Genomic DNA, 25,391 nt, shown 5'->3' with positions numbered 1-25,391 from the left:
GCTCCCTCCACGCGGTCCCTCCACGCGGTCCCTCCGCGCGCTCCTTACGGCGCGGCCCGTGCTACGGCGCGGCCTGTGAGGGCAGCTCCATGTGGGCGCCGCGGGAGAGTGGGACCAGGGCGCGGAGGGTGAAGCCGCCGCGCTCGCCGGGGCCGGTCTCCAGGCGGCCGTCGGCGAGCTGGAGCCGCTCGGCCAGCCCGGTGAGCCCGTTGCCGTGCGGGCCGGTCGCGCCGCGGCCGTCGTCGGTGACGGTCAGGCACAGCTCGTCGTCCGTCTCGTCGAGCGTGACCGCGCAGCGACGCGCCCCGCTGTGCCGCACCGCATTGGTGACCGCCTCGCGCAGCGCCCAGGCCAGCGCGCCCTCCTGGTCGGGCGGAAGGTCGGGGTGGTGGGTGGCGGCCCGGCTCAGGTCGGCGGCGATGCCCGCGGCGGCGAGGGCGGTACGGGCCCCGGCGACCTCGGCCTCCAGCGTGGGGCGGCGAAAGCCGCTGACCGCCTCCCGGACGTCCACCAGCGCCTGCCGGCTGACCCGTTCGATATCTGCGACCTGCCCCGCCGCCTGCTCGGGCTTGTCGGGCAGCATCCGGCCCGCCAGCTCGCTCTTGAGCGTGATCAGGGAGAGCGAGTGGCCCAGCAGATCGTGCAGATCGCGGGCGAGCCGCAGCCGCTCCTCGTTGGCGGCGAGCTGGGCCACGGTGGCGCGGGCGGCGCGCAGCGCCCGGGTGGTACGGACCATCTGCCGTACCCCGCTCATCGCGAACCCGCCGAGCAGCGAGGGGATCACCAGGGCGGACACCAGCCCGTGCGAACCGCGCACCAGCACCCCGACGGCCACCATGAACGCGGTGTTCAGCGGAATCGCCCACCGCGAGAGCCGCAGCGGCAGCACCGCCCCGTAGGCGACGGACACATAGACGCACAGCACCAGCCAGGCGTCGCCCATGGTGAGGGTGAGAACGGCGGCGAGCACACAGATCGTGCCCAGCGCCCCGAAGACGGCGGCCCGGTTCAGCGCCCGGCCGGTGTGCCGGAAGACCAGCACCAGATAGACGGCGACGAAGGCCAGCAGGCCGAGCGCGCCGCACACGGTGGCGGGGACCGTGTGGTGGCCGTCGGCGAGATCGCTCACCGGCGCGCCCATATAGGCCATCCAGATCCCGATCCACATCAGCTTGATCAGGACCTGCCGCCGGTTCTCGGGGCTCTGGCCGATGGTGGCCAGCCGGTCGTGCTCGTCGTCGTACGCCATCGCGTCGGCCCACCAGGTCAGCCGTCGGCGCACGCCGGGGCGGCACTCCGGATCGCCGTCGGTCCACTCGGCCCGGTCAGCCATGGTTCTTCTCTCCTCGGATCACGCCTCGGGCCACGCCCTCGGTCATGCCTTACGGCTGTCCTTCACGCCTTACGGTTGTCCTTCACGCCTTACGACTGTCCCTCACGCCTTACGGCTGTCCCTCATGCCTTACGGCTGTCCCTCACGCCTTACGGGTGTCCTTGCGGTACAGCCAGGCCGCGCCGCCCGCGAAGAGCGCCAGATAGCCGATGAGCAGCGCGACGTCCTTGGCGTGCGGGGCGCCGCCCAGCTCGATCGCCTGGCCGAGGGCGGTGTAGGCATGGGTGGGCAGATAGTCGCCGATGTTCCGCAGCCACTGTGGATAGGACGTGGTCGGCATCCACAGCCCGCCGAGGATCGACAGACCGAAGTAGATGATCATGGTCAGCGGGCGGACCGCGTCCCCGGTCGCCAGATAGCCGATGGCCACCCCCAGCGCGGCGAAGACCAGGGAGCCCGCCCAGATGGCGCCGGTCAGCGCCGCCCACTGCCAGGCGGCGTCCAGCCGTACGCCCTTGACGGCGGCGGCCACCACGAAGACGATCACGATCGACGGCAGGGTGGCCACCGCGCCCACCGCGATCTTGGCCGCCACATAGCCGCGCCCGGGCAGCCGGGTGAGCCGAAGCTGCCGGGTCCAGCCGCCCTCGCGCTCCTTGGCGATCCGCTCGCCGTTGCCCATCAGCCCGGCGGTCAGCGCCCCGAAGGAGGCCATCGCGACCATGTAGTAGAGCGGCATGGACAGCCGGGTGCCGGGCACGCGGTCGTCGGCGTCGGTGCTGCCCGCGATCAGCAGGAAGAGCACGGACGGATAGATGACCGTGAAGAACATGAACTTGCGATTGCGCAGGGTCCGCGCGATCTCCAGCTTGACCAGCGCCTTCATCGTGCGGACTCCTCAACTGTGGGCGCGGCGTCGGTGGCGGCGTCGGTGATGGCGAGGAACGCCTGCTCCAGGCCGAGGCCGGTGACCTCCAGGCCGTGGGGATAGAGCCCCAGTCCGTAGACCGCGTGCACGGTCGCGTCCGCGTCGGTGGACCGGATTCGTACGGTACGCCCCGAGATCTCGATCCCGGTCAGCGCGGGCAGGGCGCGCAGCGTCGTCTCGTCGATCGGCCCGTCCAGCTCGAAGGAGATCCGCCGGGCCCCCGCCATCGCCTTGATCTCGGCGGACGAGCCGTCGGCCAGCACCCGGCCGCCGTGCAGCACGATCACCCGGTCGGCGATGGCGTCGGCCTCATCGAGGTAGTGGGTGGCGAACAGGATGGTGCGGCCCTGCTTCGTCTGCTCCCGCATCGCGCCCCAGAAGGTCTGCCGGGACGACACGTCCATACCGGTCGTGGGCTCGTCCAGCACGATCAGATCGGAGGCGCCGGCGGTGGCGAACGCGAAGCGCACCCGCTGCTCCTGACCGCCGGAGAGCTTGTTCACCTTGCGGGAGGCGATCTCGGCGATCCCCGCGCGCTCCAGCACCTCGTCCACCGGATGGCCCTTGGGGTGCAGATCGCAGGCCAGCCCCACCAGTTCGCGGACCGTCACGTCCTCCATCAGAGCGCCGCTCTGCAGCATCGCGCCGACCCGGCCACGGACGATGGCCTGGCGCGGGGTGGTGCCGAAGACCTCCACCCGGCCGGAGTCGGGGTGGCGCAGGCCGAGCAGCAGATCGAGGCTGGAGGACTTGCCGGCGCCGTTGGGGCCCAGCAGGGCGACGGTCTCCCCCGGGTACAGCGTGAGATCGAGATCGGCCACGGCGCGCACACTGCCGTAGCTCTTGTTCACCTTCTCGAAGCGGACCACGGGCGGGGCGCCCGTGGTGGCGGCCCCGGTGCCGGGGGCGGAAACAGCGGTCGTTGCGGTCATGGCCACAAGCCTGGCCGAGGGCGGGCGGCGCCCGGCAGTGTCAGCGGTCGTGACCTGGGGATGACAGATGTCATGGGTCGGGGCATGACGCGCCGGGGAGACACGGCGCGGCCCCCGCCCGGTGCCGGGCGGGGGCCGCGTGGTGAACGAGCGGGGCCCGCTCAGTTGTCCTTGCCGATGACGCCGATGCGGTCGCTGGGCGTCTTGCCGAGCAGCGCCTGCCGCAGCGCGGACTCCACGTCCTCCGGGGTGACGGGCTTCTTGCTGCCGTCGCCCCGCTCGAGCAGAACGCCGTCGAAGGTGCCGCCGTAGAGCTGCTTGAGGACGGGCAGGTCGTAGTGCTCCACCAGCTTGCCGTCGATCACCTTCATGGAAAGGATCTTCGGCAGCGACTTGTCCGGGCCGAACGGAATCGAGTGCTGGGCGTCCGTCTGCACCGTGACCAGACCCGACATCGCGGGCTTGGCGAAGCTCTTCATCTTCCGGTCGACCTCGGCGTCGCTGACCGTGGGACGGCGGACGGCGACCGGCAGGGTGATGGCCTTGTTCTGGCCGGTCTCGGCGCGCAGTCGGAACCCTTCCGAGACGGCCTTGACCGCCGTGTCCACGTCCAGCCCCTTGCCCTCCTTGCCGTACACCGCGACGGGCTTGCCGGAGCTGAAGTCGATGCCGCCCTCGCGGGCCGTGCCGGAGTGGCCCGCGAGCCGCTCCAGGGCGTCCCGCAGCTTCTCCTCGTCGACCGTGACCGCGGGGTCGGCCTCATGGGTGCCGCCGAAGAGCGAGCCGATCACGGTGACCGGGTTGTAGTCCCGGCCCGCGACGTCCCGGACCGTGGCCTCGGTGTCGAGCGCCAGGCCCGCGACGGAGGGCTTGATCTCCTTCTGCTGGCCGTCGACCGACACCGTCAGCGGGGCGGTGGTGCGCTTGCCCAGCGCGGCGTCCAGCTTGTCGACGGCGACCTCCTTGGAGCTGCCGCCGATGTCGACGCCGAGGACGGTGGTGCCGTTCGGCACATCGGCGTGGTTCATCACCAGACCGGCGGCGTAGGCCCCGCCCGCGATCACGAACAGCAGGCCCGCGACCATGACGACCTTGGAACGGCCCTTCTTCTTGGGCTTACCGGCCTTCGGGGCGGACGGCGCCGGGGCGCTGTCGCCGCCGGGCGCCGGGGCTCCCGGACCGCCCGGGGCGGGCGGCGCCGGCGGCCTGGCCCGGCCCTCGCCCGACGGCACCACGGGCACCCCGCTGACCAGCGTGTCGCTGGAGATCTGGTCCGGCGGCACCCCGCCGCCCGGCGTGGGCTCGGGGTCGCGGAACAGCGAGGGGGACGGATCGCTCCCGAGGCCGTTCGCGAAGCCGTCGCCGGGGCCGGTCAGCGGGCCCGCGCCGGTGGTGGCGCCGAGGCTGCCGGACATCGGCGAGCCGCCCGGCGGGGTCGGCGGCTGGGCGGCCGGGCCGCCGCCGGCCAGCGGCCCCACTCCGCCCGGAGGCGTCTGCGGGTCACCGCCGTACAGGCCGCCGGCGGGGCCCGGTCCGGGCGGGGCCAGCAACTCACTGTCGTGCGGGCCCGCACCGGGGCCGGACGGCGGCATGAACATGTCGCCGGTGACCGGGCCGGTGGTCGGCCCGTTCGGCTCGGGGTGCCCGGACGGGGCCTGGGCGTCGGTGAAGTACGGCAGATCGGCGGCGGGGCCGCCGCCCTGCTGCGGGGCCGGGAACCCCTGGCTGATCTCCGGAGCGGGGAACCCCTGGGTGGTGTCCGGCGCCGGGAATCCCTGAGTGGTCTCCGGGGAGGGGAATCCCTGCGTGGTGTCCGGCGCGGGGAACCCCTGGGTGGTGTCCGGGGCCGGGGTCATCGGCGGCGTCGGCGTACTGCCGGTGGCCGACGAACCGCCCCTGGGCCTACGGGGCGAGAACCAGTCGCTGGTCCGCTGCTCGCCGTCGCCCTTCTTCTCGCGGTTCTCGGAAGGCTCGTCGGGCCCGCCGGGCTCGGCCGGCACACCGCGCTCCGGCGTCGGCGTGTAGTCGACCCGGGGCAGGGCACTGGTGGGCTCGGGTGCGTCGTCGTCCCCGCCGGAGCGCTGCGCGGGTACGCCGTCCTCCGCGACGGGCGTGCGCATGACCACCGGCGGGATGGGCCGCGATCCCGGAATGTTGATCTTGATCCGGGTCGTCAGCGTGGTCTCGGTCTTCGGCTCCTCCGGCTTGGCCGCGGCCCGCGCCTGCCCGTCGTCGGCGAACTCCTGCGGAGCCTCCTGCGTGGGGTTCGGCGAGGGGTACTGGCGGGATCCGTACGGCGGGGTGCCCGACGGGTAGGCGGCACCGCCGCTTCCCTCCCGGGGCCCGGAGGACGAACTGTCAGATTCACGGCTCAAAGCAGGTTCTCCCAGTTAGCTCCGCCGCCCGTCAGACCTCGCGCGGGCGGCTCGGCGGCGGCACCACCATACTGGGCGGTGCGGACGCGCACTTGACGGCCGCCGGATCACCGCATCCGGTACGCCCGAGGCGCACCCTTCGCCGCATGTCCGAAGGGCCTTCAAGCGCCGAGGACGTCGTGCCGAAAACGTCACGTCACTTACCAAGTCGGACCGGCGGGCCAGGAGGTTGCGGCACCAGAGGCAACGTGGCGCACATCACACCGATGAACATCCCGCCGAGGAGGAAAGCGTACGACCCCAGCCCGGCGCCGAACAGGAAATCCCCTTCCGAGCGGGAGGAAGTGAGCAGCAACACGGCCACCGTCCAGGCCCCCGCGGGCACTCCGCCGCCCATCCGGGCACCCGCGGCCTTGACCCCGCCGTAGCACAGGCCCGCGATCGCGAGCAGCGCGAGCAGCAACCCGCCGGGGAACCATGCCGCTTGGACCAGCGCGCCCGCGGCGCCGACCAGCACCCCGGCCACGGCGAGCAGGGCGTATCCGCCCAGGCGCAGGGCCGTCATGCCGTCACCCCCGCGAACAGGTCGTCCTCGCGGCCCGTCCCGGCCTCGCCCTTGACCAGCCGGTAGTGCTCATGGACGAACATCGGCTGGGCCAGGTCGTTGGAGAGCGCGAAGAAGGCTCCGTCCACCGCGATCTGGCTGGCGTGGGCGCGCATCGCCGCCGCCTTCGCTCCGGCATGGGCGGTGCCGTCGATGAACGCGGTGACGTCCGAGTCCGGCACCACTCCGGGGACGTCGTCGACCGTGGCGACCCCGGGGAAGAGCGAGTCACGGCCCGCGGCCCGCAGCCGGGCGAAGCCCTCCTCGACGGCCGAGCGCGGCACGCAGTTCCAGTAGACCTTCGCGATGTCGTGCGGCTCGCCGAGCTCGGGGCGGAAGTCCGCGTCGGCGGCCAGCTCCACGGCGCGCATCGCCACGCGGTGCGCCTGGATGTGATCGGGGTGGCCGTACCCCCCATGGGTGTCGTACGCGACGAGCACCTGTGGCCGGATCTCGCGGGCCACGGCCACCAGGTGCCCCGCGGCCTCGTCCAGGTCGGCCTGCCAGAAGCAGTCCGGCCGGTCGTTCTGCGGGGCGCCCATCATCCCGGAGTCGCGATAGCGGCCGGGACCGCCCAGAAAGCGGTGGTCCTCGACCCCCAAAGCGTCCATGGCCGCGGCGAGTTCGCCGATCCGGTGCGGACCGAGCGCGTCGTCGCGGTCGGCGGCGAGATGCGCGAGGGCAGGCGGGATGACCTCGCCTTCCTCACCGAGGGTGCAGGTCACCAGGGTGACGTGTGCGCCCTCGGCGGCATACTTCGCCATGGTCGCGCCGTTATTGATCGACTCGTCGTCCGGATGTGCGTGCACCAGCAGCAGACGACGGGCGGGAAGAGCGGTCATGGGCACAGCCTACGATTCGCACACCTGTGCCCACGGGTCGCACGCCCCGGCCCCGCTCGGAGTCAGATCTTCACGCCGCCGATCATGTCCGCCACATTGGTGGTGAGGTCGTCGATCGTCGGGGCTACCGAAGAACTCGCCAGGTAGAAGCCGAGGAGGACACAGACGACCGCATGGACTCCCTTCAGCCCTGCCTTGTTTACGAGCATGAAGACGATGATCAGCAATAGCACTGATACCGAGATCGAGAGCGCCACAGCGGCTCACCTCCAGATACACGCACTCGGACGGACAACATATTGATGCCACAGAGGGGCTACCCACTATGCGCAATCGATCATAACTATGGCGGTGTACACATGACTCGGTGCACGGGAGCATGACAGGGGCGCATGCCTGATCGCACGAACTTCCGCGCCCCCGGGGCGCTTTCTCGGTGGTTATGCGCCATCTCGCCGTCGCGCGGGGCCGGTTGGCTCCCGCGTCGTTCCGGCCGGACCGTGCCAGGGGCAACGTCGCCCCGGCCTACCGATCCGTACTCTCCCTCGCGATGATCCTGAGCCGTACGCTCGCCCTATGACCGGACAGCTCTCGTTCCCACGGCAGCACGCGCGGACCCAACGCTTCACCCTCGGGGCACCGCGGGCCCTGACCGTGGCCCCCGACGATTCACGCGTCGTCTTCCTGCGTTCCCGCTCGGGCACCGACCGGACCGGCCTCCTGTGGGTGCACGACCTCGCCGGGCAGCGCGAGTACCCCGCCGCCGACCCGGCCGAGCTGCTCGGCGGCGCCGGCGAGGAGCTGTCCCCCGAGGAGCGGGCGCGGCGCGAGCGCAGCCGCGAGGGGTCGGCCGGAGTGGTCGGCTACGCGGTGGACGCCGCCGTCGAGCGGGCCGCGTTCGCCCTCTCCGGACGGCTCTTCAGCACCGATCTGCCCGCGGGCACCACCCGTGAGCTGCGCGTCCCCGATCCGGTCGTGGACCCGCGCCCCTCGCCCGACGGCCGCCACATCGCCTATGCGGCGGGCGGGGCGCTGCGGGTCACGGGCGCGGACGGCGAGGACGACCGGGCGCTCGCGGAGCCGGAGGAGGACACCGTCACCTACGGCCTCGCGGAGTTCATCGCGGCCGAGGAGATGGACCGCTCACGCGGCTTCTGGTGGTCGCCGCGGAGCGACGCCCTGCTGGCCGCCCGCGCCGACGACGCCCCCGTACAGCGCTGGTGGACCGCCGACCCGGCCCACCCTGGCCGGAAGCCCGCGGAGGCCGCCTATCCCGCCGCGGGCACCGCCAACGCCGAGGTGCGGCTGCTTCTGCTCGGTCTGGACGGCTCCCGTACGGAGATCGAGTGGGACCGGGAGCGCTATCCGTACCTCGCGCGGGTGCACTGGTCGGCCTACGGTCCGCCCCTGCTTCTGGTCCAGGCCAGGGACCAGCGCAGCCAGCTCTATCTGGCCGTGGACACCGACACCGGACGGACCAGCACGGTCCATGTGGACGAGGACGCGGTTTGGCTGGATCTTTTCCCCGGGGTACCGGCCTGGACGGAGGACGGACGACTCGTCCGCATCGCGGACGAGGGCGGCGCCCGGGTGCTGATGGTCGGCGACCGCAAGTTGACGTCCGGCGCCCTCCAGGTGCGCGCGGTCCTCGACATCGGCACGGACGACGTGCTGTTCTCCGCCTCTCCGGGGACCGGTGCTCCGCTGCCCGAGCAGCCGGGTGAGATCGACGTCTACCGCGCCTGGTTCCGGGGCAGCGGCGACCAGGGCGGCTGGGAGCCGGTCGGCAAGCGGCCCTTCCCGGCGGTCCACTCCGCGACGCGCGGCGGTGAGGTGCTCGCACTGGCGTACACGGGGTTGGAGCGGCCCGGGGTGAGCGTGGAGATCCTCCGGCCCGCCGACCACGGCACGGCCGAGCACATCGCCGAGATCGCCTCGTACGCGGAGCGGCCCGTCATCACCGCCCGCCCCGAACTCCTCTTCGCGGGCAAGTGGGACATCCCCTGTGCCGTGCTGCTGCCCAGCGGCCACCGGGAGGGCGACGGACCGCTGCCGGTCCTGATGGATCCTTACGGCGGGCCGCACGGCCAGCGGGTGGTCGCCTCGCACAACGCCCACCTCACCTCGCAGTGGTTCGCCGACCAGGGCTTCGCGGTGGTCGTCGCCGACGGCCGCGGCACCCCCGGCCGCTCCCCGGCCTGGGAGAAGGCGGTGCGCGACGAACTGGCCGCGGTCACCCTGGAGGACCAGGTCGAGGCGGTGACGGCGCTCGCCGAGCGCTATCCGCTGGACCTCGGCCGAGTCGCCATCCGCGGCTGGTCCTACGGCGGCTATCTGGCCGCGCTGGCGGTGCTGCGCCGCCCGGATGTCTTCCACGCGGGCGTGGTGGGCGCCCCGGTGACGGACTGGCGGCTGTACGACACCCACTACACCGAGCGGTATCTGGGCCTGCCGGACGAACAGCCCGAGGTCTACGCCGCCAACGCGCTGATGACCGACGAGGGGCTGTCCGGCGCGGCGGAGACCGTCCGGCCGATGATGATCATCCACGGTCTGGCGGACGACAACGTGGTGGCCGCGCACACGCTGCGGCTCTCCTCGGCGCTGCTGGCCGCGGGCCGTCCGCACGAGGTGCTGCCGCTGTCCGGGGTGACCCATATGACCCCGCAGGAGCAGGTCGCGGAGAATCTGCTCCTGCTGCAGGTGGACTTCCTCAAGCGATCCCTCGGGATGCGGTAGCGCTCCGCGGGAAGAGCCGCAAGCTGCCGTCCTTCGTCTGCGGCTGCGTCGTGGCTGGTAGCGCCCACGCGGCGGAGCCGCACATCGACACAGCCCCGCGCCCCTTCGGGGCGCACCCAACCGCACCGGACGTCATCTGGCCGGTGGATCTTCGCCCCTGTGACATCAGCGGCTGCCGCCGCGGGGCCCGCGAAGATCCACCGGCCAGGTCCTGGCTGGGCCCCGGGGCCGCGCCGATCCGCCGTCACCAGCCCGGCGTCACCAGCCCGGCGGCGGTGCGGGAGGCGCGGGGGGCGCGGACGGCGGCGGGGGCGCGGCGGGCGGGGCCCCGGGCGGAGGGGGCACCAGCGGCGGGGTGCTGGGCGGCGGCGGGCCGTAACCCCCGCCGCCGTATCCCCCACCGCCGTAGCCACCGCTCCCGTCTCCGCCGCTCCCGTAGCCACCACTCCCGTCTCCGCTGCCCCCGTAGCCACCGCTCCCGTAGCCGCCGCCGTAGCCTCCGGCCCCGGAGCCGTCGTCGTAGCCCCCGGGCCCATAGCCGTCATAGCCGCCGTACGCCGGGGCGCCCGGCCCCGGCACCCCGGTGAACGCGGCGTCCTCCTCAACGCTCCGCCGAGCCAGCGCCAGGAGAGCGATCAGCCCCGCGATCGCCTCGAAGAAGCCGGTGAGCACGCTGAGCACGCCCACCGTCGGCAGATCGCTGAGGTGGTCCACATAGTCCAGCTTGATGTAGAGCGATGCCTCGCTGATCCCCGTCACCGTGACCAGCGCCGCCGCCGTCATCCCCAGCGGGCGCGCCAGCGGGGCACGCGCGAGCGCGGCCGCCGCGGCGGCCAGGCACAGCGCGACCGCCGCCCACGCCGTCCAGGCACCGGGCGGCGAGAGCAGGGTGGGCAGCGTGTGCTTGCCGGTGAGCAGGTACTTGTAGATCTCCCAGCCCCGCTCCTGGGCCCAGTAGATCTGCCAGGCGGCGATGACGGCCCCGCCGGCGCCCAGGAACAGCGCGCCGGTGACCGCCGCCCCGGGCGAGGGGCGGCCCGGCGGCCGGTCGGCGGGCGAGGCCAGGTGTCCGGGCGGGGCGAGGTCGGCGGGGCGGCGGGCGGCGGCCACCACGGCCAGCAGCAGCCCGCCGAGCACCACCTGCGCCCAGGCGCTGAGGTTGGCCCGCGTCTTCAGATCGCCGGGGATGCCCTGCAGCCAGTCGGAGTTCAGGTTCCACAGGCTGGGCAGGCGCACCGCGACGGTCACGACCGCGACCGTGCCGAGCGCGCCCGCGGCGGCCGGTGAGCGCAGGGCGGTGATCCCGACGACCGCGTAGACCAGCAGCAGCACCAGGTCGAGCAGGGAGGAACCGAAGATCCCTCCGGTGGCCCGGAACGGCAGCCCCGCCCACGTCCACCACAGATGGTTCGCCTCGTCGGCCTTGTCGAGGTCGTGGATGATCCACGCCAGCGAGATCAGCCCGAGAACCGCGCAGACGAGCGCCCCGAAAAGGCGCCCTCCGCTGTTGAGTATCCGTCCCTGCCCCATAGCCGTAGGTTTCCCCCGCCTCGTACCCCGGGCAACCGTCGCGGGGCGAAGAAAAATACGGATCGTGACCGTCCGGCGGCCGCGGAGGGGGTGCGACCGGCCGGGGCCACATGGCGCGCCCCGGCCGGTCCACGGCACCCGCACGGCCGTACGCAGTTCAGCCTGACGCGTCCGTATATCGGTGTTGCGACGGATGAGTTGCCGGTGTGTTAACGCGCTTCCTGCCCATAGAACATGCTTTGTCCATCCTGGCGGATCCCTGTCAAGCACGCCCGGACCTCGATCTGCCAAATCTTCGCTCAAGACTCGAATGAGCGGCACATCCACCCTCCCCGGCCCCTTGACTGGGCCGTTCCCCGATTGCGAAAGTCCGCTCAACCCGGTACGCACGCACCACCCTGGCGAGCGGGCAGCGACATGACGCGCATAGATAACGCGAGTTGACGGTGTGACACCAGTGCGGGGGGACGCTACGCGATGACGAGTCCATCCCAGTCCGGCGTGGTCGAGAAGGCCGCACCGGGCGCGGAGGGCGAGGCGCCGGCCGGTCTGGCGCCCCGGCAGCTGATGTGGCGGCGCTTCAAACGCGACCGCACGGGTGTCATCTCCGCATGCGTGGTGATCTTCTTCTTCGCCGTCGCCGTGCTGGCGCCGGTGATCTCCTCGCTGTACGGCAAGGATCCGTACACCACCTACGGCCTGGACCGGCCCGAGCTGCTGGACCCCCTCACCAGCTATCCGATGAAGCCCAACGGGGGCATCGACGGGGAGTTCTGGTTCGGCATCGAGCCCAAGCTGGGCCGCGATGTGCTGACCCAGCTCGTCTACGGCATCCGCACCTCGTTGCTGATCGGGCTGGCCGCGACCGTGCTGTCCACGGTCACCGGCATCGTGATCGGCGTGGTGGCGGGCTATCTGGGCGGCCGCACCGACTACTTCCTCGGCCGGCTCATCGATCTGCTGCTGTCCTTTCCGCAGCAGCTCTTCTTCGTCGCCTTCATGCCGGTGGTCACCGCGCTGTTCGTCAGCCCGCAGAAGGAGACACCCACCTATTTCCGGGTGACGGCCCTGGTGATGGTGTTGTGGCTGCTGGGCTGGATGCAGCTCGCCCGGCTGCTGCGCGGCCAGGTGCTGTCCCTGAGGGAGCGTGAGTTCGTCGAGGCGGCCAGGGTGACCGGCGCCTCGCCGTGGCGGATCGTCCGCAAGGAGCTGCTGCCCAACCTCGTCACGCCCATCCTGGTGCAGTCCACGCTGATGCTGCCGAACTTCGTGACGACGGAAGCGGCGCTGTCCTTCCTCGGCGTCGGCGTGGTGGAGCCGACCCCCGACTGGGGCCGGATGTTCGCCAAGGGCGCGAACTTCTACGAGGGCGACATCACCTACATGTTCTTCCCCGGCATCGCCATGGTGGTCTTCGTGGTCGCCTTCAACCTGCTCGGGGACTCGGTCCGGGACGCGATGGACCCGAAGACCACGCGGTGACCGGGGGGCCGGAGGGCCCGAGGCAGAGAACGGCAAGTCTTCCGTCCGATGAGGCAGGTGCAGTGACCACGATGACGCCGAAGAAGAACAGTCGCAGAGCCCGTACCTACGCCGTCGCCCTGGCCGCGGGCGCCCTGGCGCTCGCGGGGTGCAGCAGCGGAGGCGGCGGCTCGGACCCCAAGGAGTCGAACGAGCCCAAGATGGAGTCCCAGGACGTCACCCTGGGCACCGCCGCCGACTCCACCGGACCGGCCAAGGACCTGCCGGGCGCCAAGAAGGGCGGCACCGTCACGGTGCTGCAGCGGGACGCCTTCGAGCATCTGGACCCGGGGCAGATCTACGTCAGCGATGAGCTGATCGCGCAGACCCTCTACAACCGGACGCTGACGAACTACCAGTTCGACGACAAGACGGGCAAGGCCAAGCTGGTCGGCGACCTCGCCACCGACACCGGCAAGTCCTCCGACGGCGGCCGCACCTGGACGTACACCCTCAAGGACGGGCTGAAGTACGAGGACGGCTCGCCCATCACCTCCAAGGACGTCCGGCAGGCCGTCGAGCGGCTCTACGCGCCGTATCAGACGAACGGGCCGACCTATCTGCAGCAGTGGCTCTCCGGTGAGGGCCAGAAGTACCGCAAGGCGCTTCCGGACGGCCCCTACAAGGGCAAGCATCTGCCCTCGTCGGTGCTGGACACCCCGGATGACAAGACCGTCGTCTTCCACTTCGACCAGCCGCGCGCCGAGGTGCCGTTCGCGGTCGCCATGCCCAATATCGGCGCGGTGCCGCCGGGCAAGGACACCAAGGAGAAGTACGACAAGGCCCCGCTGGCCTCGGGCCCGTACAAGGTCCGGAACTTCAAGTCGGGCAAGGGCGTCGAGTTCGTCAAGAACGACCAGTGGGACCCCAAGACCGACTCGATACGCCATCAGTACGTCGACGGGTTCGACATCTCCTTCGGCCACCAGTGGGTGGACTCCACCCGCCGGCTCCAGGCCAACAAGGGCGCCGACCGGAACGGGATGACGCTCACCAACGCGGTCGACCCCTCGCAGATCTCCACGGTCCTCAAGGACAAGGAGGCGATGGCCCGGTCGCTGACCGAGACGCAGCCCTATGTGGACGTCGTCTCGATCAACACCGATCGGGTCAAGGACAAGAAGGTACGCGAGGCGATCGCCTGGGCCTTCCCCAGCGGGCAGTACCTCCAGCAGTTCGGCGGCCCCAAGGGCGGTGAGGTCGGCGGCGGGCTGGTCGGCCCCACGCTCAAGGGCTACGACCCCTCCTTCGACCCGTTCCAGAAGAAGAAGTACCCCGGCGGCAACGCCAAGAAGGCCAGGGAGCTGCTGAAGGAGGCGGGCAAGGAGAACTACGAGCTCGTCTACGCCTACGGCAACGGCGACACCCACCAGGACGCCTCGGTGGTCGTCCAGCAGGCCCTGGAGCGGGCCGGGTTCAAGGTGCAGAAGAAGGAGATCGACCAGTCGACCTATTACACGCAGATCGGAAAGGTCAAGAACAAGTTCGACCTGTACCGGTCCTCGTGGGGTGCCGACTGGCCGTCCGCCTCGACCGTGGTCCCGCCGCTGTACGACGGCAAGAACGTCTACGACGACTCCGCGAACTACTCGCACCTCGACGTCCCGGCGGTCAACGACGAGATCGGCAAGGTCGCCAAGGTCAGCGACCTCAGCCGGGCCACCTCGGAGTGGGTCAAGCTCAGCGAGAAGATCCTCACCGATGACGTCCCCGCGGTCCCGACCTTCTACAACCGGCTGTTCACCCTCTGGGGCTCGGGCATCGGTGGAGTGAAGTTCAACTCGGTCTACGGGGCCGTGGACCCGACGGCCGTCTTCATCAAGTAGCCGCGGCCGTACCCAGGCAGCGCAGACCCCGGCCGCACCCGTATCGGCGGGTGCGGCCGGGACCCGCCCATAGGAGGTGTCTCGTGGATCATGCCGGGCTCGCGGCGTCTGGCACGCACATCCGCCGCGTTGTCGTCGTCGCACGCAGCGCCGCTGCGCTCTCCTCCTCCGCCTTGCGGCTGCACGCTCCCCCAGCTACCGCTGGGTGGTGCCCCCTGACGCCGCTCCCTGATCCGGCCTGATCCACGAGACACCCCCTATCGGAAGATCACCGACGTCATGTTGAGATTCCTCGCCCGCCGGTCCCTCGGCGCGATCGTGATCCTGATCCTGATCAGCGCGATCACGTTCTTCCTCTTCTTCGCCCTGCCCGCCGAACCGGCCCGGCTCGCCTGCGGCAAGAACTGCGACCCCGTCTCGCTCGCCATGATCAACAAGAACCTGGGCCTGGACCAGCCGGTGCCGGTCCAGTACGCGAAGTTCATGGTGGGGATCGTCGCCGGGCGGGACTTCGCCATGGGGCACTGCAGCGCCCCCTGCTTCGGCTACTCCTTCGTCAGCCAGGAGCCCGTCTGGGGCACCATCGCCGACCGCTTCCCCACCACCCTCTCGCTCGCCCTCGGCGGTGCCGCCGTGTTCCTGGTCTGCGGGATCGGCATCGGCATGATCGCGGCCTGGCGGCGCGGCACCTGGATCGACAAGTTCTTCAGCTCGCTGTCGCTGCTCGGCGCCTCGATGCAGATCTACTTCGTCGGAGTGCTCGCCCTGGCCTGGTTCGTCAGCGGTTTGGGGATCATGGACCAGCCCGCCTACTACCCCTTCACCGACAATCCGGCGAAGTGGTTCAGCGGGATGCTGCTGCCCTGGGTGGTGCTCTCCCTGATCTTCCTGGCCAACTACAGCCGGATGACCCGCTCCCAGATGGTCGAGCAGTTGCAGGAGGACCATGTCCGCACGGCGAGAGCCAAGGGGCTCTCCGGCCGTACGGTCTTCTTCCGCTACGCCTGGCGCGGCGCCATCGCCCCCATCATCACCATCTTCGGCATCGACCTCGGATCGCTCTTCGGCGGGGCCATGGTCACCGAGTACACCTTCACCCTGCACGGCATCGGGCGGCTGGCGGTGGAATCCGTCCAGCTCACCGATCTGCCCATGCTGATGGGCGTGATGCTGGTCAGCTCCGCGGCCATCGTGGTGTTCAACATCCTGGTCGACGCCGCCTACGCCTTCATCGACCCGCGCGTGCGCCTCGCCTGACAGACCCGGAGCTGCCGAGATGACCACACTCACCAAGCCCGACGACGGCGCGACGCCCCCACCGGCCGGCCCCGGCGACGGCGCCTTCCTGTCCGTACGCGATCTGTACGTGCGCTTCTCGACCGAGGACGGCGTCGTCAAGGCCGTCGACGGCCTCTCCTTCGACCTCGAACGCGGCCGGACGCTCGGCATCGTCGGCGAGTCCGGCTCCGGCAAGTCCGTCACCAACCTCACCGTCCTGGGCCTGCACGACCCGCGCACCACCACCGTCAGCGGCGAGATCCTGCTGAACGGGCAGGAGCTGACCGGGGCGCCCGAGCGCACCCTGGAGCGGCTGCGCGGCAACACCATGGCGATGATCTTCCAGGATCCGCTGACCGCCCTGTCGCCGTACTACACGGTGGGCCGCCAGATAGCCGAGCCGTACCGCAAGCACACCGGCGCCTCCAAGAGCGAGGCCCGCTCCCGGGCGATCGAGATGCTGGAGAAGGTCGGCATCCCCAACCCCCGCCTGCGGGTGGACGACTATCCGCACCAGTTCTCCGGCGGGATGCGGCAGCGCGCGATGATCGCGATGTCGCTGGTCTGCGACCCCGATCTGCTGATCGCCGACGAGCCGACCACCGCCCTCGACGTCACCGTCCAGGCCCAGATCCTGGATCTGCTGAAGGACCTCCAGCAGGAGTTCGGCTCCGCGATCATCCTCATCACCCATGATCTGGGCGTGGTCGCCAACACCGCCGACGATCTGCTGGTGATGTACGCGGGCCGGGCCGTGGAGCGCGGTACGGTCCGCGAGGTGCTGCGCGCGCCCCAGCATCCGTACACCTGGGGGCTGCTGGGCTCCATGCCACGGCTGTCCTCCGCCGTGGACGAGCCGCTGAACCCCATCCCCGGCTCCCCGCCGAGCCTGCTCAGCCCCCCGCCGGGCTGTCCCTTCCATCCGCGGTGCCACTACACCGACCAGGTGGAGGGCGACCGCTGCGCCACCGAGCGGCCCGTGCTGCCGGACGGCCGCGGCGCCGCCTGCCACCTGGGCGCCGAACGGAAACAGACCCTCTTCACCGAGCAGATCAAGCCCCGGCTGGGCTAGGGGCCAGGGCCTAGGAGCGCTGACGCATGAGCATCGAGTCGGGCACACCCGAACCTCTCCTGGTCACCGAGAAGCTGACCAAACACTTCCCGATCATGGGCGGCTTTCCGTTCAAACGGAAGGTCGGGGCCGTGCAGGCGGTGGACGGGGTCGATCTGACCGTGCACGCCGGGGAGAGCTTCGGGCTGGTCGGCGAGTCCGGCTGCGGCAAGTCCACCACGGGCCGGCTGCTGACCCGGCTGCTGGAGCCCACCGCCGGGAAGATCACCTACCGGGGTCAGGACATCACCCACGCGGGCCGCAAGGAGCTGGCCCCGATCCGCTCCGAGATCCAGATGATCTTCCAGGATCCGTACTCCTCGCTGAACCCCCGGCAGACCGTCGGCACCATCATCTCCGGCCCCATGGAGATCAACGGCATCAATCCGCCGGGCGGCCGCGAGGCCCGGGTGCGCGAACTGCTGGAGATCGTGGGGCTCAACCCCGAGCACTACAACCGCTTCCCGCACGAGTTCTCCGGCGGCCAGCGCCAGCGCATCGGCGTGGCCCGCGCGCTCGCCCTGGAACCCATGCTGATCGTCGCCGACGAGCCGGTCTCGGCGCTGGACGTCTCCATCCAGGCGCAGGTCGTCAACCTGCTCCAGAAGCTCCAGCGGGAACTGGGCATCGCGTTCCTGTTCATCGCCCATGACCTCGCCGTCGTACGCCACTTCTCGCAGCGCGTCGCCGTGATGTACCTGGGCAAGGTGGTCGAGGTGGGCGACCGCGACTCCATCTACCACCGCCCCCGCCACCCGTACACCCACGCCCTGCTGTCCGCGGTGCCGGACGCGGCGGTGGTGATGGCCGAGGACGCCGAGCACACAGCGGACGCGGCGGACACCGGGGGCGCCTCGGACGCCTCGGACGCCTCGGGCGCCGAGGGGACCGCCCGCCGCCAACGCATCCGGCTCGCCGGGGACGTCCCCTCCCCCATCAACCCACCCTCCGGCTGCCGCTTCCGCACCCGCTGCTGGAAGGCCCAGGACAAGTGCGCGCAGGAGGAGCCGCCGCTCCTGCGCCTGGACGGCAACCGCGAGGGCCATCTGTCCGCCTGCCACTTCCCCGAGGACCCGACCCTCCAGGCCCGCGAGGAGGACGTCGTCCTCGACCCGGCACTGATCGCGGCGGAGTCGGGGACGGGAGCGCCACCGCGCAAGGAGCCGTAAGGGACTGGCCCCTCTCGGGCTCAGAAGCGCAGAAGCCCGGGGCCCTATGCGGTCTCAGCGATCTCAGAAGCGCGAGAAGGCATGCGTACGGCCGATGGCGGTGAACCCGCGGCGGCCGTACCAGTGCAGCGGCCAGTCGTCCTGGTCGGCGACGAGGAACCGCAGCCCGCACCCCGCGGCGGCCGCGCGGCGCAGCGCCGCGGTCAGGACGGTGTCGGCGTGGCCGCGGCGCAGGTACGGCTCGGCCGTCGCCACCTCCTCGATCTGGGCGATCCCAGCGGCGGGCTCCAGATACAGATCGGCCCAGGAGGCGACCTCGCCGCCGCCGTCGTGGGCGGCGAGGAAGAGCACCTCCTCGGCCCCGGCCCGCCGCGCGGTACGCCGCTCCACGAGGTCGTGCACGGTCCGCTCGTCCGCGTCCGGCATCCACCGCCGCTGCTGCGCCGTCACCGCCCGCCGCAGCGACCCATGCGGATCCGGCCCCAGCTCCCGCTCCACCACATCGGCCGCCGTGGCCTCCGGCACCGGCCCGGTGTGGACCATCAGCACCTCGGTCACATGGCCGTACCCGGCCCGTTCGAGCGCGGGCACACAGAGAAGCCCCAGCGTCTCGTCATGGACCGTGATCCGGCGATGCGGAAGGAAGGCCATGACCTCGTCGGCGAGGGCGGGAAGGCCCTCGGGGTCGGCGGGCCCGACGATATGCAGCTGATTGTGCTCATGGGAGCGCGGGTAACCGCCATGCAGCACCAGGAATCCCCCCGGCACCTCTCGCACCTCACCGGCCTGACGACGGGCGAAGGAGATCCGGAAGTCCTGGACGCGCTCAAGGTCGTTCTGCGGCACCTCGCGATCATAGGCGAACCCGCACATCGGGGGCGTCCTCCGGGACGGGGCCGTAGACGGCGGTGGGGGCAGCCGTGTCGCCCCACAACCTGCCCATCCCCTCGTTCGGATGAACCGCCGTCCATGGGCGCCCGGAATGGGCAGTCCGCCCGTATGATCGCCGGTATGAGCCTCGAACGTGTCACGATCACGATCCCGAGCGAGACCCTGAGCGCGGCCAAGGACGCGGCGGACCGCGAGGGAATGAGCGTCTCGGCCTGGCTCTCGCGCGCGGCCGAGCGCGCGGCCAAGATCGAGGCAGGGCTGATCGCGGCGGAAGAGGTGCTCGCGGAGGTCGGACCACCCACTCCGGAGGAGCAGGCGTGGGTGGATGACTTCATGGACACGGTCACGAGGCACGTCGCGGACGACAGCTCCGGTGTTGACGATCACGCGGCCTGATTTCGCAAGTGCCCGGGGGGACAACCGATGACCGTACTGCGTCCCGTCGTCTATGACGCGGGGATGTTGATTGCCGCCGAGCGTTCCCAGACGAAGGTCTGGAGAGCTCACCGTGCCTATCTCACCGCGGGCGGCGTGCCCCTGGTGCCCGCGGCCGTGGTCGCCCAGGTGTGGCGGGACGGAGCGCGGCAGGCGCGCTTGGCGCAATTGCTCAAGGGCTGCGATGTGGCGGTCATGGACGAGACAGCGGCCCGGGAGATCGGGGAATTGCTGGCCCGAGCGGGAACATCCGATCCGGTGGACGGCGCCGTCGCGGTGCTCGCCGTGCGACAGCGGGCGACGATCGCCACCTCCGACCCCGACGACATTCGGCATCTGCTCGACCGGCTTGGCACCCTGGGCAAGCTGGTGGCCGTGCAGCGGGTCTGATCCAACTCCCCTCACGTGCCCCACGCCATGTTGACGAGGGCCACGCACATCACGAGGACCATCCCCACACCCTGCACGGCCGTGCCCCAGGCAGGCATGGACTCGCCCCTCCGGGACGCCGAGCGCCGCGCGAAGAAGGCGGTCACCAGTGCGATGACGCCAATGGGGGCGAACACGATGGACAGCCAGTCAGCTTGCACAGGGGTCATGGCGGACTTCCTTGGTTTCTCACCTCGGTGACAGGGCGGCCATCATCCGTGGAAGTGCTCGGGACCCCTCCCGAGCGAGGCTCACCGGTACGGACCGTACGGGCCCCGGTCAGCGCAGGTCGCGGAAGAACGTCCGTACGTCACCCACCAGCAGTTCCGGGACCTCCATCGCCGCGAAGTGGCCGCCCGCCCCGAACTCCGACCAGTGGGTGATCCTGTGGTGCGGCTCGGCGAGGCGGCGGATCGCGGTGTCGCCCTGGAAGACCGCGACGCCGGTGGGGACGCCGGAGCGTTCGGGGGGTGTGCCCCAGGCCGAGGCGGCCTCCTTGTAGAGGCGGGCGGAGGGGCCCGCAGTGTTGGTGAACCAGTAGAGGGAGACGTTCGTCAGGACCGCGTCGCGGTCGAGGGCGTCCGGTTTGTCGCCGTGGGCGGCGAACCAGTCGAGGTTCCAGGCCAGTTGGCCGGAGGGCGAGTCGGCGAGACCGTAGGACAGGGTCTGGGGGCGGGTGCCCTGGATGGCGGCGTAGCCGGACAGCTCGCGGTGCCAGCGTTCCACACCGGCCAGCCGGGAGCGCTCCGCCAAGGTCAGCTCCTCCGGTCCGGCCGGGTCGGCCGACCCCACGGTCACCAGCGCGTTGACGTGTACGCCGACGACCCGGGACGGCGCCACCCGGGCCACCTCGGGGGAGATCAGCGAACCGAAGTCGCCACCCTGCGTGCCGAAGCGCTCGTACCCCAGGCGCCGCATCAGCTCCGTCCACGCGGTGGCGATGCGGCGGACGCCCCAGCCGGGTTCGCGGGGCGGGGCGGAGAAGGCGAAGCCGGGGAGGGACGGGATGACGACGTGGAAGGCGTCGGCCGGGCCGCCCCCGTGTCCGCGCGGATCGGTCAGCGGGCCGATGATCTCGGTGAACTCCGCGACCGAACCCGGCCAGCCATGGGTGATCAGCAGCGGCAGGGCATCCGGCTCGGGTGAGCGGATATGGAGGAAGTGCACCCGCTGCCCGTCGATCCCCGTCGTGAACTGGGGGAACGCGTTCAGCCGCGCCTCCTGCGCCCGCCAGTCGAACCCGGCGGCCCAGTACCCGGCCAGCTCGCGGACGTGGTCGAGCGAGGCCCCGTCGGACCAGCCGGCGCCGGGGAGCGGTTCCGGCCAGCGGGTGTGTTCCAGGCGTCGGCGCAGATCGTCGCGGTCGGGCTGGGGGACGGCGATGCGGAAGGGGCGGATCTCCATGGCCCGCACGGTAGAGGCGATCGCGGACGGGGAGCGTCCGCGACCCTCGGCGGCCTGCGGCCCTCGGCAGTCTGCGCCGTCCGGCGGCCTGCGGCGCCCGGGGCCAGCGGCGCCGGATATGAAACGCTTGCGCCTCTCCTATCACCCGAGACGGGAATGGATCGCTCCAAGTCCTGTAACAGCACTTGAAATCTCGGGTGTTCTTACGGGACAGTGCTCTAGAAAGCGCTTGCCGAGCGAGGGACGTACCGCTCGGCTCGCGCTTCCCCCATCGCGCTTCCTTCCCCCATCGCGCTTTCTCCCCTCCATCGCGCCTCACCCACGTCGCTTCGCCCACCGCCCGCCACCCCGGACAGCGGTCATCGACGTGCGCCGTCGCCCGAGGGGATGTCAGATGGGGCCTAAGGCGGATCTTGGACCGGATCCTCGGGAGGCGCCATGCGCGGAGCCCCGTATTCCCTGCGTGCCAGGCGCGCGCTGTCCGCACTCTGCGTGTCCGCCGTCGCCCTGCCCCTGACGGCCTGCGGCGGCGGGGACGGCGGCGCCGAGGACGGTGTCGTCCGCTCGTCCTGGGGCGATCCGCCCAATCCGCTGGAGCCGGCCAACATCAACGACGTCCAGGGCGGCAAGGTCCTCGACATGATCTTCCGCGGGCTCAAGCGCTACGACCCAAGGACCGGCGAGGCCAAGAACGCGCTCGCGGACCGGATCGAGAGCTCCGACCAGCGGAACTACACCATCACCCTCAAGCAGGGCCGGCGGTTCGCCAACAGGGAGAAGGTCACCGCCGCGTCCTTCGTGAACGCCTGGAACTACGGCGCCCGGATCGACCACAAGCAGCGCAACGCCTACTTCTTCGAGTACATCGAGGGCTACGACAAGGTCCATCCCGCCTCCGGTGGCGCCCCCACCGCCAAGACCCTCTCCGGGCTGCGGGTCAAGGACGAGCGGACCTTCACCGTCCGGCTCACCCAGAAGTTCTCCACCTGGCCCAAGACGCTGGGCTACAACGCGTATGCGCCGCTGCCCCGGGCGTTCTTCGAGGACCATGCCGCCTGGTTGAGAAAGCCCGTCGGCAACGGCCCGTACCAGGTGCGGTCGTACACCAAGGGCTCGGTGATGAAGCTGCGCGCCTGGGGCGGCTATCGCGGCCCGGACAAGGCCCGTAACAAGGGCGTCGATCTGCGCGTCTACACCGACAACAACACCGCCTACACCGATCTCCAGGCGGGCAATCTCGATCTGGTCGACGATGTCCCGGCGCAGCAGCTCAAGTTCGTCCGCTCCGATCTCGGCGACCGCTACATCAACCAGCCCGCCGGGATCATCCAGACCCTCACCTTCCCGATGTACGACCGCGCCTGGAGCGGCCCGGCCAAGGCCAAGGTCCGCCGGGGCATCTCGATGGCGATCAACCGTGCGCAGATCACCGAGCGGATCTTCCACGGCACCCGTACCCCCGCGACCGACTGGACCTCGCCGGTCCTGCGCCGCCAGGGCGGCTACGAGCCGGGGCTGTGCGGGGACGCCTGCCGCTACGACCCGGCCCGGGCGCGCAAGCTGATCAAGGCGGGCGGCGGGCTGCCCGGCGGCCGGATGACGATCACGTACAACGCCGACAGCGGCTCCCACAAGGACTGGGTGGACGCGGTCTGCAACAGCGTCAACACCGTGCTGAGAAGCGACCGGGCCTGTGTCGGCAAACCGGTCGGCACCTTCGCCGACTACCGCAACAAGATGACGGGCAAGGAGATGACCGGGCCGTTCCGGGCCGGCTGGCAGATGGACTATCCGCTGATCCAGAACTTCCTGCAGCCCCTGTACTACTCCGGCGCCTCCTCCAACGACGGCCACTTCAGCGACACCGGCTTCGACCGGATGGTGAACCAGGCCAACGCCGCCTCCGCGGACGGCCGGGCCATCGCGGACTTCCGGGACGCGGAGAAGGTCCTCGCCCAGCAGATGCCCGCCATTCCGCTGTGGTACCAGAACGGCAGCGCGGGCTATTCGCAGCGGCTCAGCGAGGTGGCGCTCAACCAGTTCAGCGTCCCGGTCTACGCACAGATCAGGGTCGGCTGAGCCATGGGCCGCTATGCGCTGCGCCGACTGCTGCAGATGATCCCGGTGTTCATCGGCTCCACCTTCCTGATCTTCTTCATGGTGTACGCGCTCGGCGACCCGGTCGCCGCGCTCTTCGGCGACAAGGCCCCCGACCCGGCCACCGCCGCCCGGATCCGTAAGGACCTCTATCTGGACGAGCCGCTGTGGCGCCAGTACGCGCACTACATGGGGCAGGTGTTCAGCGGGCACTTCGGTACGGCCTTCAACGGGCAGCCGGTGACCGAGCTGATGGCGAGCGCGTTCCCTGTCACCCTCCGGCTCACCGTGGTCGCGGTCGTCTTCGAGATGGCGCTGGGCATCACCCTGGGCGTCCTCAGCGGACTGCGCCGCGGCCGGGGGCTGGACACCTCGGTGCTGCTGCTCACCCTGGTCGTGGTCGCCGTCCCGACCTTCGTCAGCGGCACGGTGCTGCAGTATCTGTTCGGCGTGACCTGGGGCTGGGCCAGACCGTCGGTCTCCCCGGCGGCGCCGCTGACCGAACTGCTGCTGCCCGGGGTGGTGCTGGGGCTGGTGTCGCTCGCGTACACCACCCGCCTCACCCGCACCTCCATCGTGGAGAACGCCCGCGCCGACTACGTCCGCACCGCCGTCGCCAAGGGGCTGCCGCGCCACCGGATCGTCACCCGCCATCTGCTGCGCAACTCGCTGATCCCGGTCGTGACGTTCATCGGCACGGACATCGGCGCACTCATGGGCGGGGCCATCGTCACCGAGCGGATCTTCAACATCCACGGCGTGGGCTACCAGCTCTACCAGGGCATCCTGCGCCAGAACTCGCCGACCGTCGTCGGCTTCGTGACCATCCTGGTGATCGTCTTCCTGCTTGCCAATCTGCTCGTCGACCTCCTCTACGCCGTGCTCGACCCGAGGATCCGGTATGCCTGAGCCCTTTGACACGCGCTACGACATGACCGAGGCGATCGCACCGGCCGGCGGCGGCGGTCCGATGGACCTCGCCACCCCCGGCTCCCAGACCCTGAAGGGCGGACCACGGCGCGGCCCCTGGCGCCTCCCCCTCCCCTGGCGCAAGGAGCCCGGCCGCCGCTCCGGCGGACCGGCCGCGCCCACCGGACGGGGGCTGTGGTCCGACGCCTGGCACGATCTGCGCCGCAACCCCGTCTTCATCGTCTCCGCGCTGACCATCCTCTTCCTCGTCCTCATCGCGATCTGGCCGCAGTTGATCGCGAGCGGCAACCCGTACCACGGCGACCTCGCCAGGGCGCAGGACGGCCCGGCCCCCGGCCACCCCTTCGGCTACGACCTCCAGGGCCGCGACGTCTACACCCGCACGGTCTACGGCGCCCGCGCCTCCATCACCGTCGGCATCTGCGCCACCCTCGGCGCGGCGCTGCTCGGCAGCGCGCTGGGCGGGCTCGCCGGATACTTCGGCGGCTGGTGGGACGCGCTGCTCTCGCGGATCGCCGATGTCTTCTTCGGCATCCCGATCCTCCTGGGCGGTCTGGTCTTCCTGTCAGTGGTCACCAGCGGCTCGGTCTGGCCGGTCGTCGGCTTCATCGTGCTGCTGGGCTGGCCGCAGATCTCCCGGATCGCGCGCGGCTCGGTGGTGACCGTCAAGGAGCACGACTACGTCCAGGCGGCGCGGGCGCTCGGCGCCGGCAACGGCCGGACGCTACTGCGCCATATCGCGCCCAACGCCGTGGCCCCCGTGATCGTCGTCGCGACCATCGCGCTGGGCACCTACATCTCGCTGGAGGCCACGCTGTCGTTCCTCGGCGTGGGGCTCAAACCGCCCACCGTCTCCTGGGGGATCGACATCTCCTCCGCCGCCACCCAGATTCGCAACGCCCCGCACATGCTGCTGTGGCCCGCCGGAGCGCTGTCCGTCACGGTGCTCGCGTTCATCATGCTCGGCGACGCGGTGCGCGACGCCCTCGATCCCAGGCTGCGATGAGGAGCTGAGCT

General features: G+C 70.9%; 22 protein-coding genes. 11 read left to right on the top strand and 11 right to left on the bottom strand.

Going from position 1 to position 25,391, the window contains the following annotated elements; genetic code table 11:
* Positions 1-61: 61 nt before the first annotated feature.
* The 7 genes from CGL27_RS30725 to CGL27_RS30690 all read right to left on the bottom strand — a co-directional run bounded on the left by CGL27_RS30725 (position 62) and on the right by CGL27_RS30690 (position 7,271).
* Positions 62-1,333 carry a sensor histidine kinase gene (locus CGL27_RS30725; RefSeq protein WP_119991355.1) on the bottom strand — a complete coding sequence of 424 codons (1,272 nt, stop codon included), beginning with the start codon at positions 1,331-1,333 and terminating at the stop codon, positions 62-64.
* A gap of 142 nt (positions 1,334-1,475) precedes the next feature.
* The gene (locus tag CGL27_RS30720; RefSeq protein ID WP_078643387.1) at positions 1,476-2,219 is read right to left on the bottom strand and encodes an ABC transporter permease; all 744 of its coding nucleotides are present in this window, start codon (positions 2,217-2,219) and stop codon (positions 1,476-1,478) included.
* A complete protein-coding gene (locus tag CGL27_RS30715) occupies positions 2,216-3,193 on the bottom strand; it encodes an ABC transporter ATP-binding protein (RefSeq protein WP_119991354.1) in 978 nt (325 codons plus the stop codon). The genes CGL27_RS30720 and CGL27_RS30715 overlap by 4 nt, the downstream gene beginning before the upstream one ends.
* 161 nt (positions 3,194-3,354) lie before the next feature.
* Positions 3,355-5,568 carry a hypothetical protein gene (locus tag CGL27_RS30710; protein WP_205587774.1) on the bottom strand — a complete coding sequence of 738 codons (2,214 nt, stop codon included), beginning with the start codon at positions 5,566-5,568 and terminating at the stop codon, positions 3,355-3,357.
* Between the two features lie 196 nt (positions 5,569-5,764).
* On the bottom strand, positions 5,765-6,133 hold the full coding sequence (locus tag CGL27_RS30700; protein WP_059145262.1) for a DUF6113 family protein: 369 nt from the start codon (positions 6,131-6,133) through the stop codon (positions 5,765-5,767).
* Positions 6,130-7,014 (bottom strand): N-acetyl-1-D-myo-inositol-2-amino-2-deoxy-alpha-D-glucopyranoside deacetylase, encoded by an 885-nt coding sequence (gene mshB / locus CGL27_RS30695; RefSeq protein WP_119991352.1) that lies wholly within the window; start codon positions 7,012-7,014, stop codon positions 6,130-6,132. The genes CGL27_RS30700 and mshB overlap by 4 nt, the downstream gene beginning before the upstream one ends.
* A 62-nt stretch (positions 7,015-7,076) precedes the next feature.
* Entirely contained in the window at positions 7,077-7,271 is a 195-nt protein-coding gene (locus tag CGL27_RS30690) for a hypothetical protein (RefSeq protein ID WP_078643382.1), read from the bottom strand.
* A gap of 319 nt (positions 7,272-7,590) precedes the next feature.
* Between CGL27_RS30690 and CGL27_RS30685 the strand changes: the two genes are divergently transcribed.
* On the top strand, positions 7,591-9,753 hold the full coding sequence (locus CGL27_RS30685; protein WP_119991351.1) for an alpha/beta fold hydrolase: 2,163 nt from the start codon (positions 7,591-7,593) through the stop codon (positions 9,751-9,753).
* Positions 9,754-10,011: 258 nt separating this feature from the next.
* Here the strand turns inward: CGL27_RS30685 and CGL27_RS30680 are convergent, their stop codons facing one another.
* Entirely contained in the window at positions 10,012-11,283 is a 1,272-nt protein-coding gene (locus CGL27_RS30680) for a hypothetical protein (RefSeq protein ID WP_119991350.1), read from the bottom strand.
* A 477-nt stretch (positions 11,284-11,760) separates the two neighbouring features.
* Here CGL27_RS30680 and CGL27_RS30675 point away from each other — a divergent pair, with 477 nt between their 5' ends.
* From CGL27_RS30675 to CGL27_RS30655, 5 genes are all read left to right on the top strand, one after another.
* Positions 11,761-12,765 (top strand): ABC transporter permease, encoded by a 1,005-nt coding sequence (locus tag CGL27_RS30675; protein WP_119991349.1) that lies wholly within the window; start codon positions 11,761-11,763, stop codon positions 12,763-12,765.
* A gap of 71 nt (positions 12,766-12,836) precedes the next feature.
* Positions 12,837-14,630: an ABC transporter substrate-binding protein gene (locus CGL27_RS30670; protein WP_162953331.1), complete on the top strand. Its 1,794-nt coding sequence runs from the start codon at positions 12,837-12,839 to the stop codon at positions 14,628-14,630.
* Between the two features lie 279 nt (positions 14,631-14,909).
* Positions 14,910-15,887 (top strand): ABC transporter permease, encoded by a 978-nt coding sequence (locus CGL27_RS30665; protein WP_119991347.1) that lies wholly within the window; start codon positions 14,910-14,912, stop codon positions 15,885-15,887.
* Positions 15,888-15,906: 19 nt separating this feature from the next.
* Positions 15,907-16,980, top strand: a complete 1,074-nt coding sequence (locus CGL27_RS30660) for an ABC transporter ATP-binding protein (protein WP_078643375.1) — start codon at positions 15,907-15,909, stop codon at positions 16,978-16,980.
* Between the two features lie 26 nt (positions 16,981-17,006).
* Positions 17,007-18,188 (top strand): oligopeptide/dipeptide ABC transporter ATP-binding protein, encoded by a 1,182-nt coding sequence (locus CGL27_RS30655; RefSeq protein ID WP_119991346.1) that lies wholly within the window; start codon positions 17,007-17,009, stop codon positions 18,186-18,188.
* A 63-nt stretch (positions 18,189-18,251) separates the two neighbouring features.
* Here the strand turns inward: CGL27_RS30655 and CGL27_RS30650 are convergent, their stop codons facing one another.
* Positions 18,252-19,034: a GNAT family N-acetyltransferase gene (locus tag CGL27_RS30650; protein ID WP_240450697.1), complete on the bottom strand. Its 783-nt coding sequence runs from the start codon at positions 19,032-19,034 to the stop codon at positions 18,252-18,254.
* A 165-nt stretch (positions 19,035-19,199) separates the two neighbouring features.
* Between CGL27_RS30650 and CGL27_RS30645 the strand changes: the two genes are divergently transcribed.
* Together CGL27_RS30645 and CGL27_RS30640 are read left to right on the top strand one after the other, a co-directional pair.
* The gene (locus tag CGL27_RS30645) at positions 19,200-19,475 is read left to right on the top strand and encodes a hypothetical protein (protein WP_162953103.1); all 276 of its coding nucleotides are present in this window, start codon (positions 19,200-19,202) and stop codon (positions 19,473-19,475) included.
* A 27-nt stretch (positions 19,476-19,502) separates the two neighbouring features.
* Entirely contained in the window at positions 19,503-19,904 is a 402-nt protein-coding gene (locus CGL27_RS30640) for a PIN domain-containing protein (RefSeq protein ID WP_119991344.1), read from the top strand.
* Between the two features lie 11 nt (positions 19,905-19,915).
* Here the strand turns inward: CGL27_RS30640 and CGL27_RS30635 are convergent, their stop codons facing one another.
* Complete coding sequence (locus CGL27_RS30635) at positions 19,916-20,113, bottom strand: hypothetical protein (protein WP_078643369.1); 198 nt, start codon at positions 20,111-20,113, stop codon at positions 19,916-19,918.
* Positions 20,114-20,222: 109 nt separating this feature from the next.
* Entirely contained in the window at positions 20,223-21,347 is a 1,125-nt protein-coding gene (locus tag CGL27_RS30630; RefSeq protein ID WP_119991343.1) for an epoxide hydrolase, read from the bottom strand.
* A gap of 438 nt (positions 21,348-21,785) precedes the next feature.
* Between CGL27_RS30630 and CGL27_RS30625 the strand changes: the two genes are divergently transcribed.
* Genes CGL27_RS30625 through CGL27_RS30615 form a run of 3 tightly spaced genes read left to right on the top strand, consistent with a single transcriptional unit; the run spans position 21,786 to position 25,380 of the window.
* On the top strand, positions 21,786-23,426 hold the full coding sequence (locus CGL27_RS30625; RefSeq protein WP_119991342.1) for an ABC transporter substrate-binding protein: 1,641 nt from the start codon (positions 21,786-21,788) through the stop codon (positions 23,424-23,426).
* Positions 23,427-23,429: 3 nt separating this feature from the next.
* Positions 23,430-24,353, top strand: coding sequence for an ABC transporter permease (locus CGL27_RS30620; RefSeq protein ID WP_119991341.1), 924 nt, complete (start codon positions 23,430-23,432; stop codon positions 24,351-24,353).
* Positions 24,346-25,380: an ABC transporter permease gene (locus CGL27_RS30615; RefSeq protein ID WP_119991340.1), complete on the top strand. Its 1,035-nt coding sequence runs from the start codon at positions 24,346-24,348 to the stop codon at positions 25,378-25,380. The genes CGL27_RS30620 and CGL27_RS30615 overlap by 8 nt, the downstream gene beginning before the upstream one ends.
* The last annotated feature ends 11 nt before the right edge of the window (positions 25,381-25,391 follow it).

It is taken from the genome of Streptomyces sp. 11-1-2 (genome assembly GCF_003595545.1).
Lineage (GTDB): Bacteria > Actinomycetota > Actinomycetes > Streptomycetales > Streptomycetaceae > Streptomyces > Streptomyces hygroscopicus_B.
Note: the sequence above shows the minus strand (reverse complement) of the source record. Positions and strands in the feature narration are given on the sequence as shown.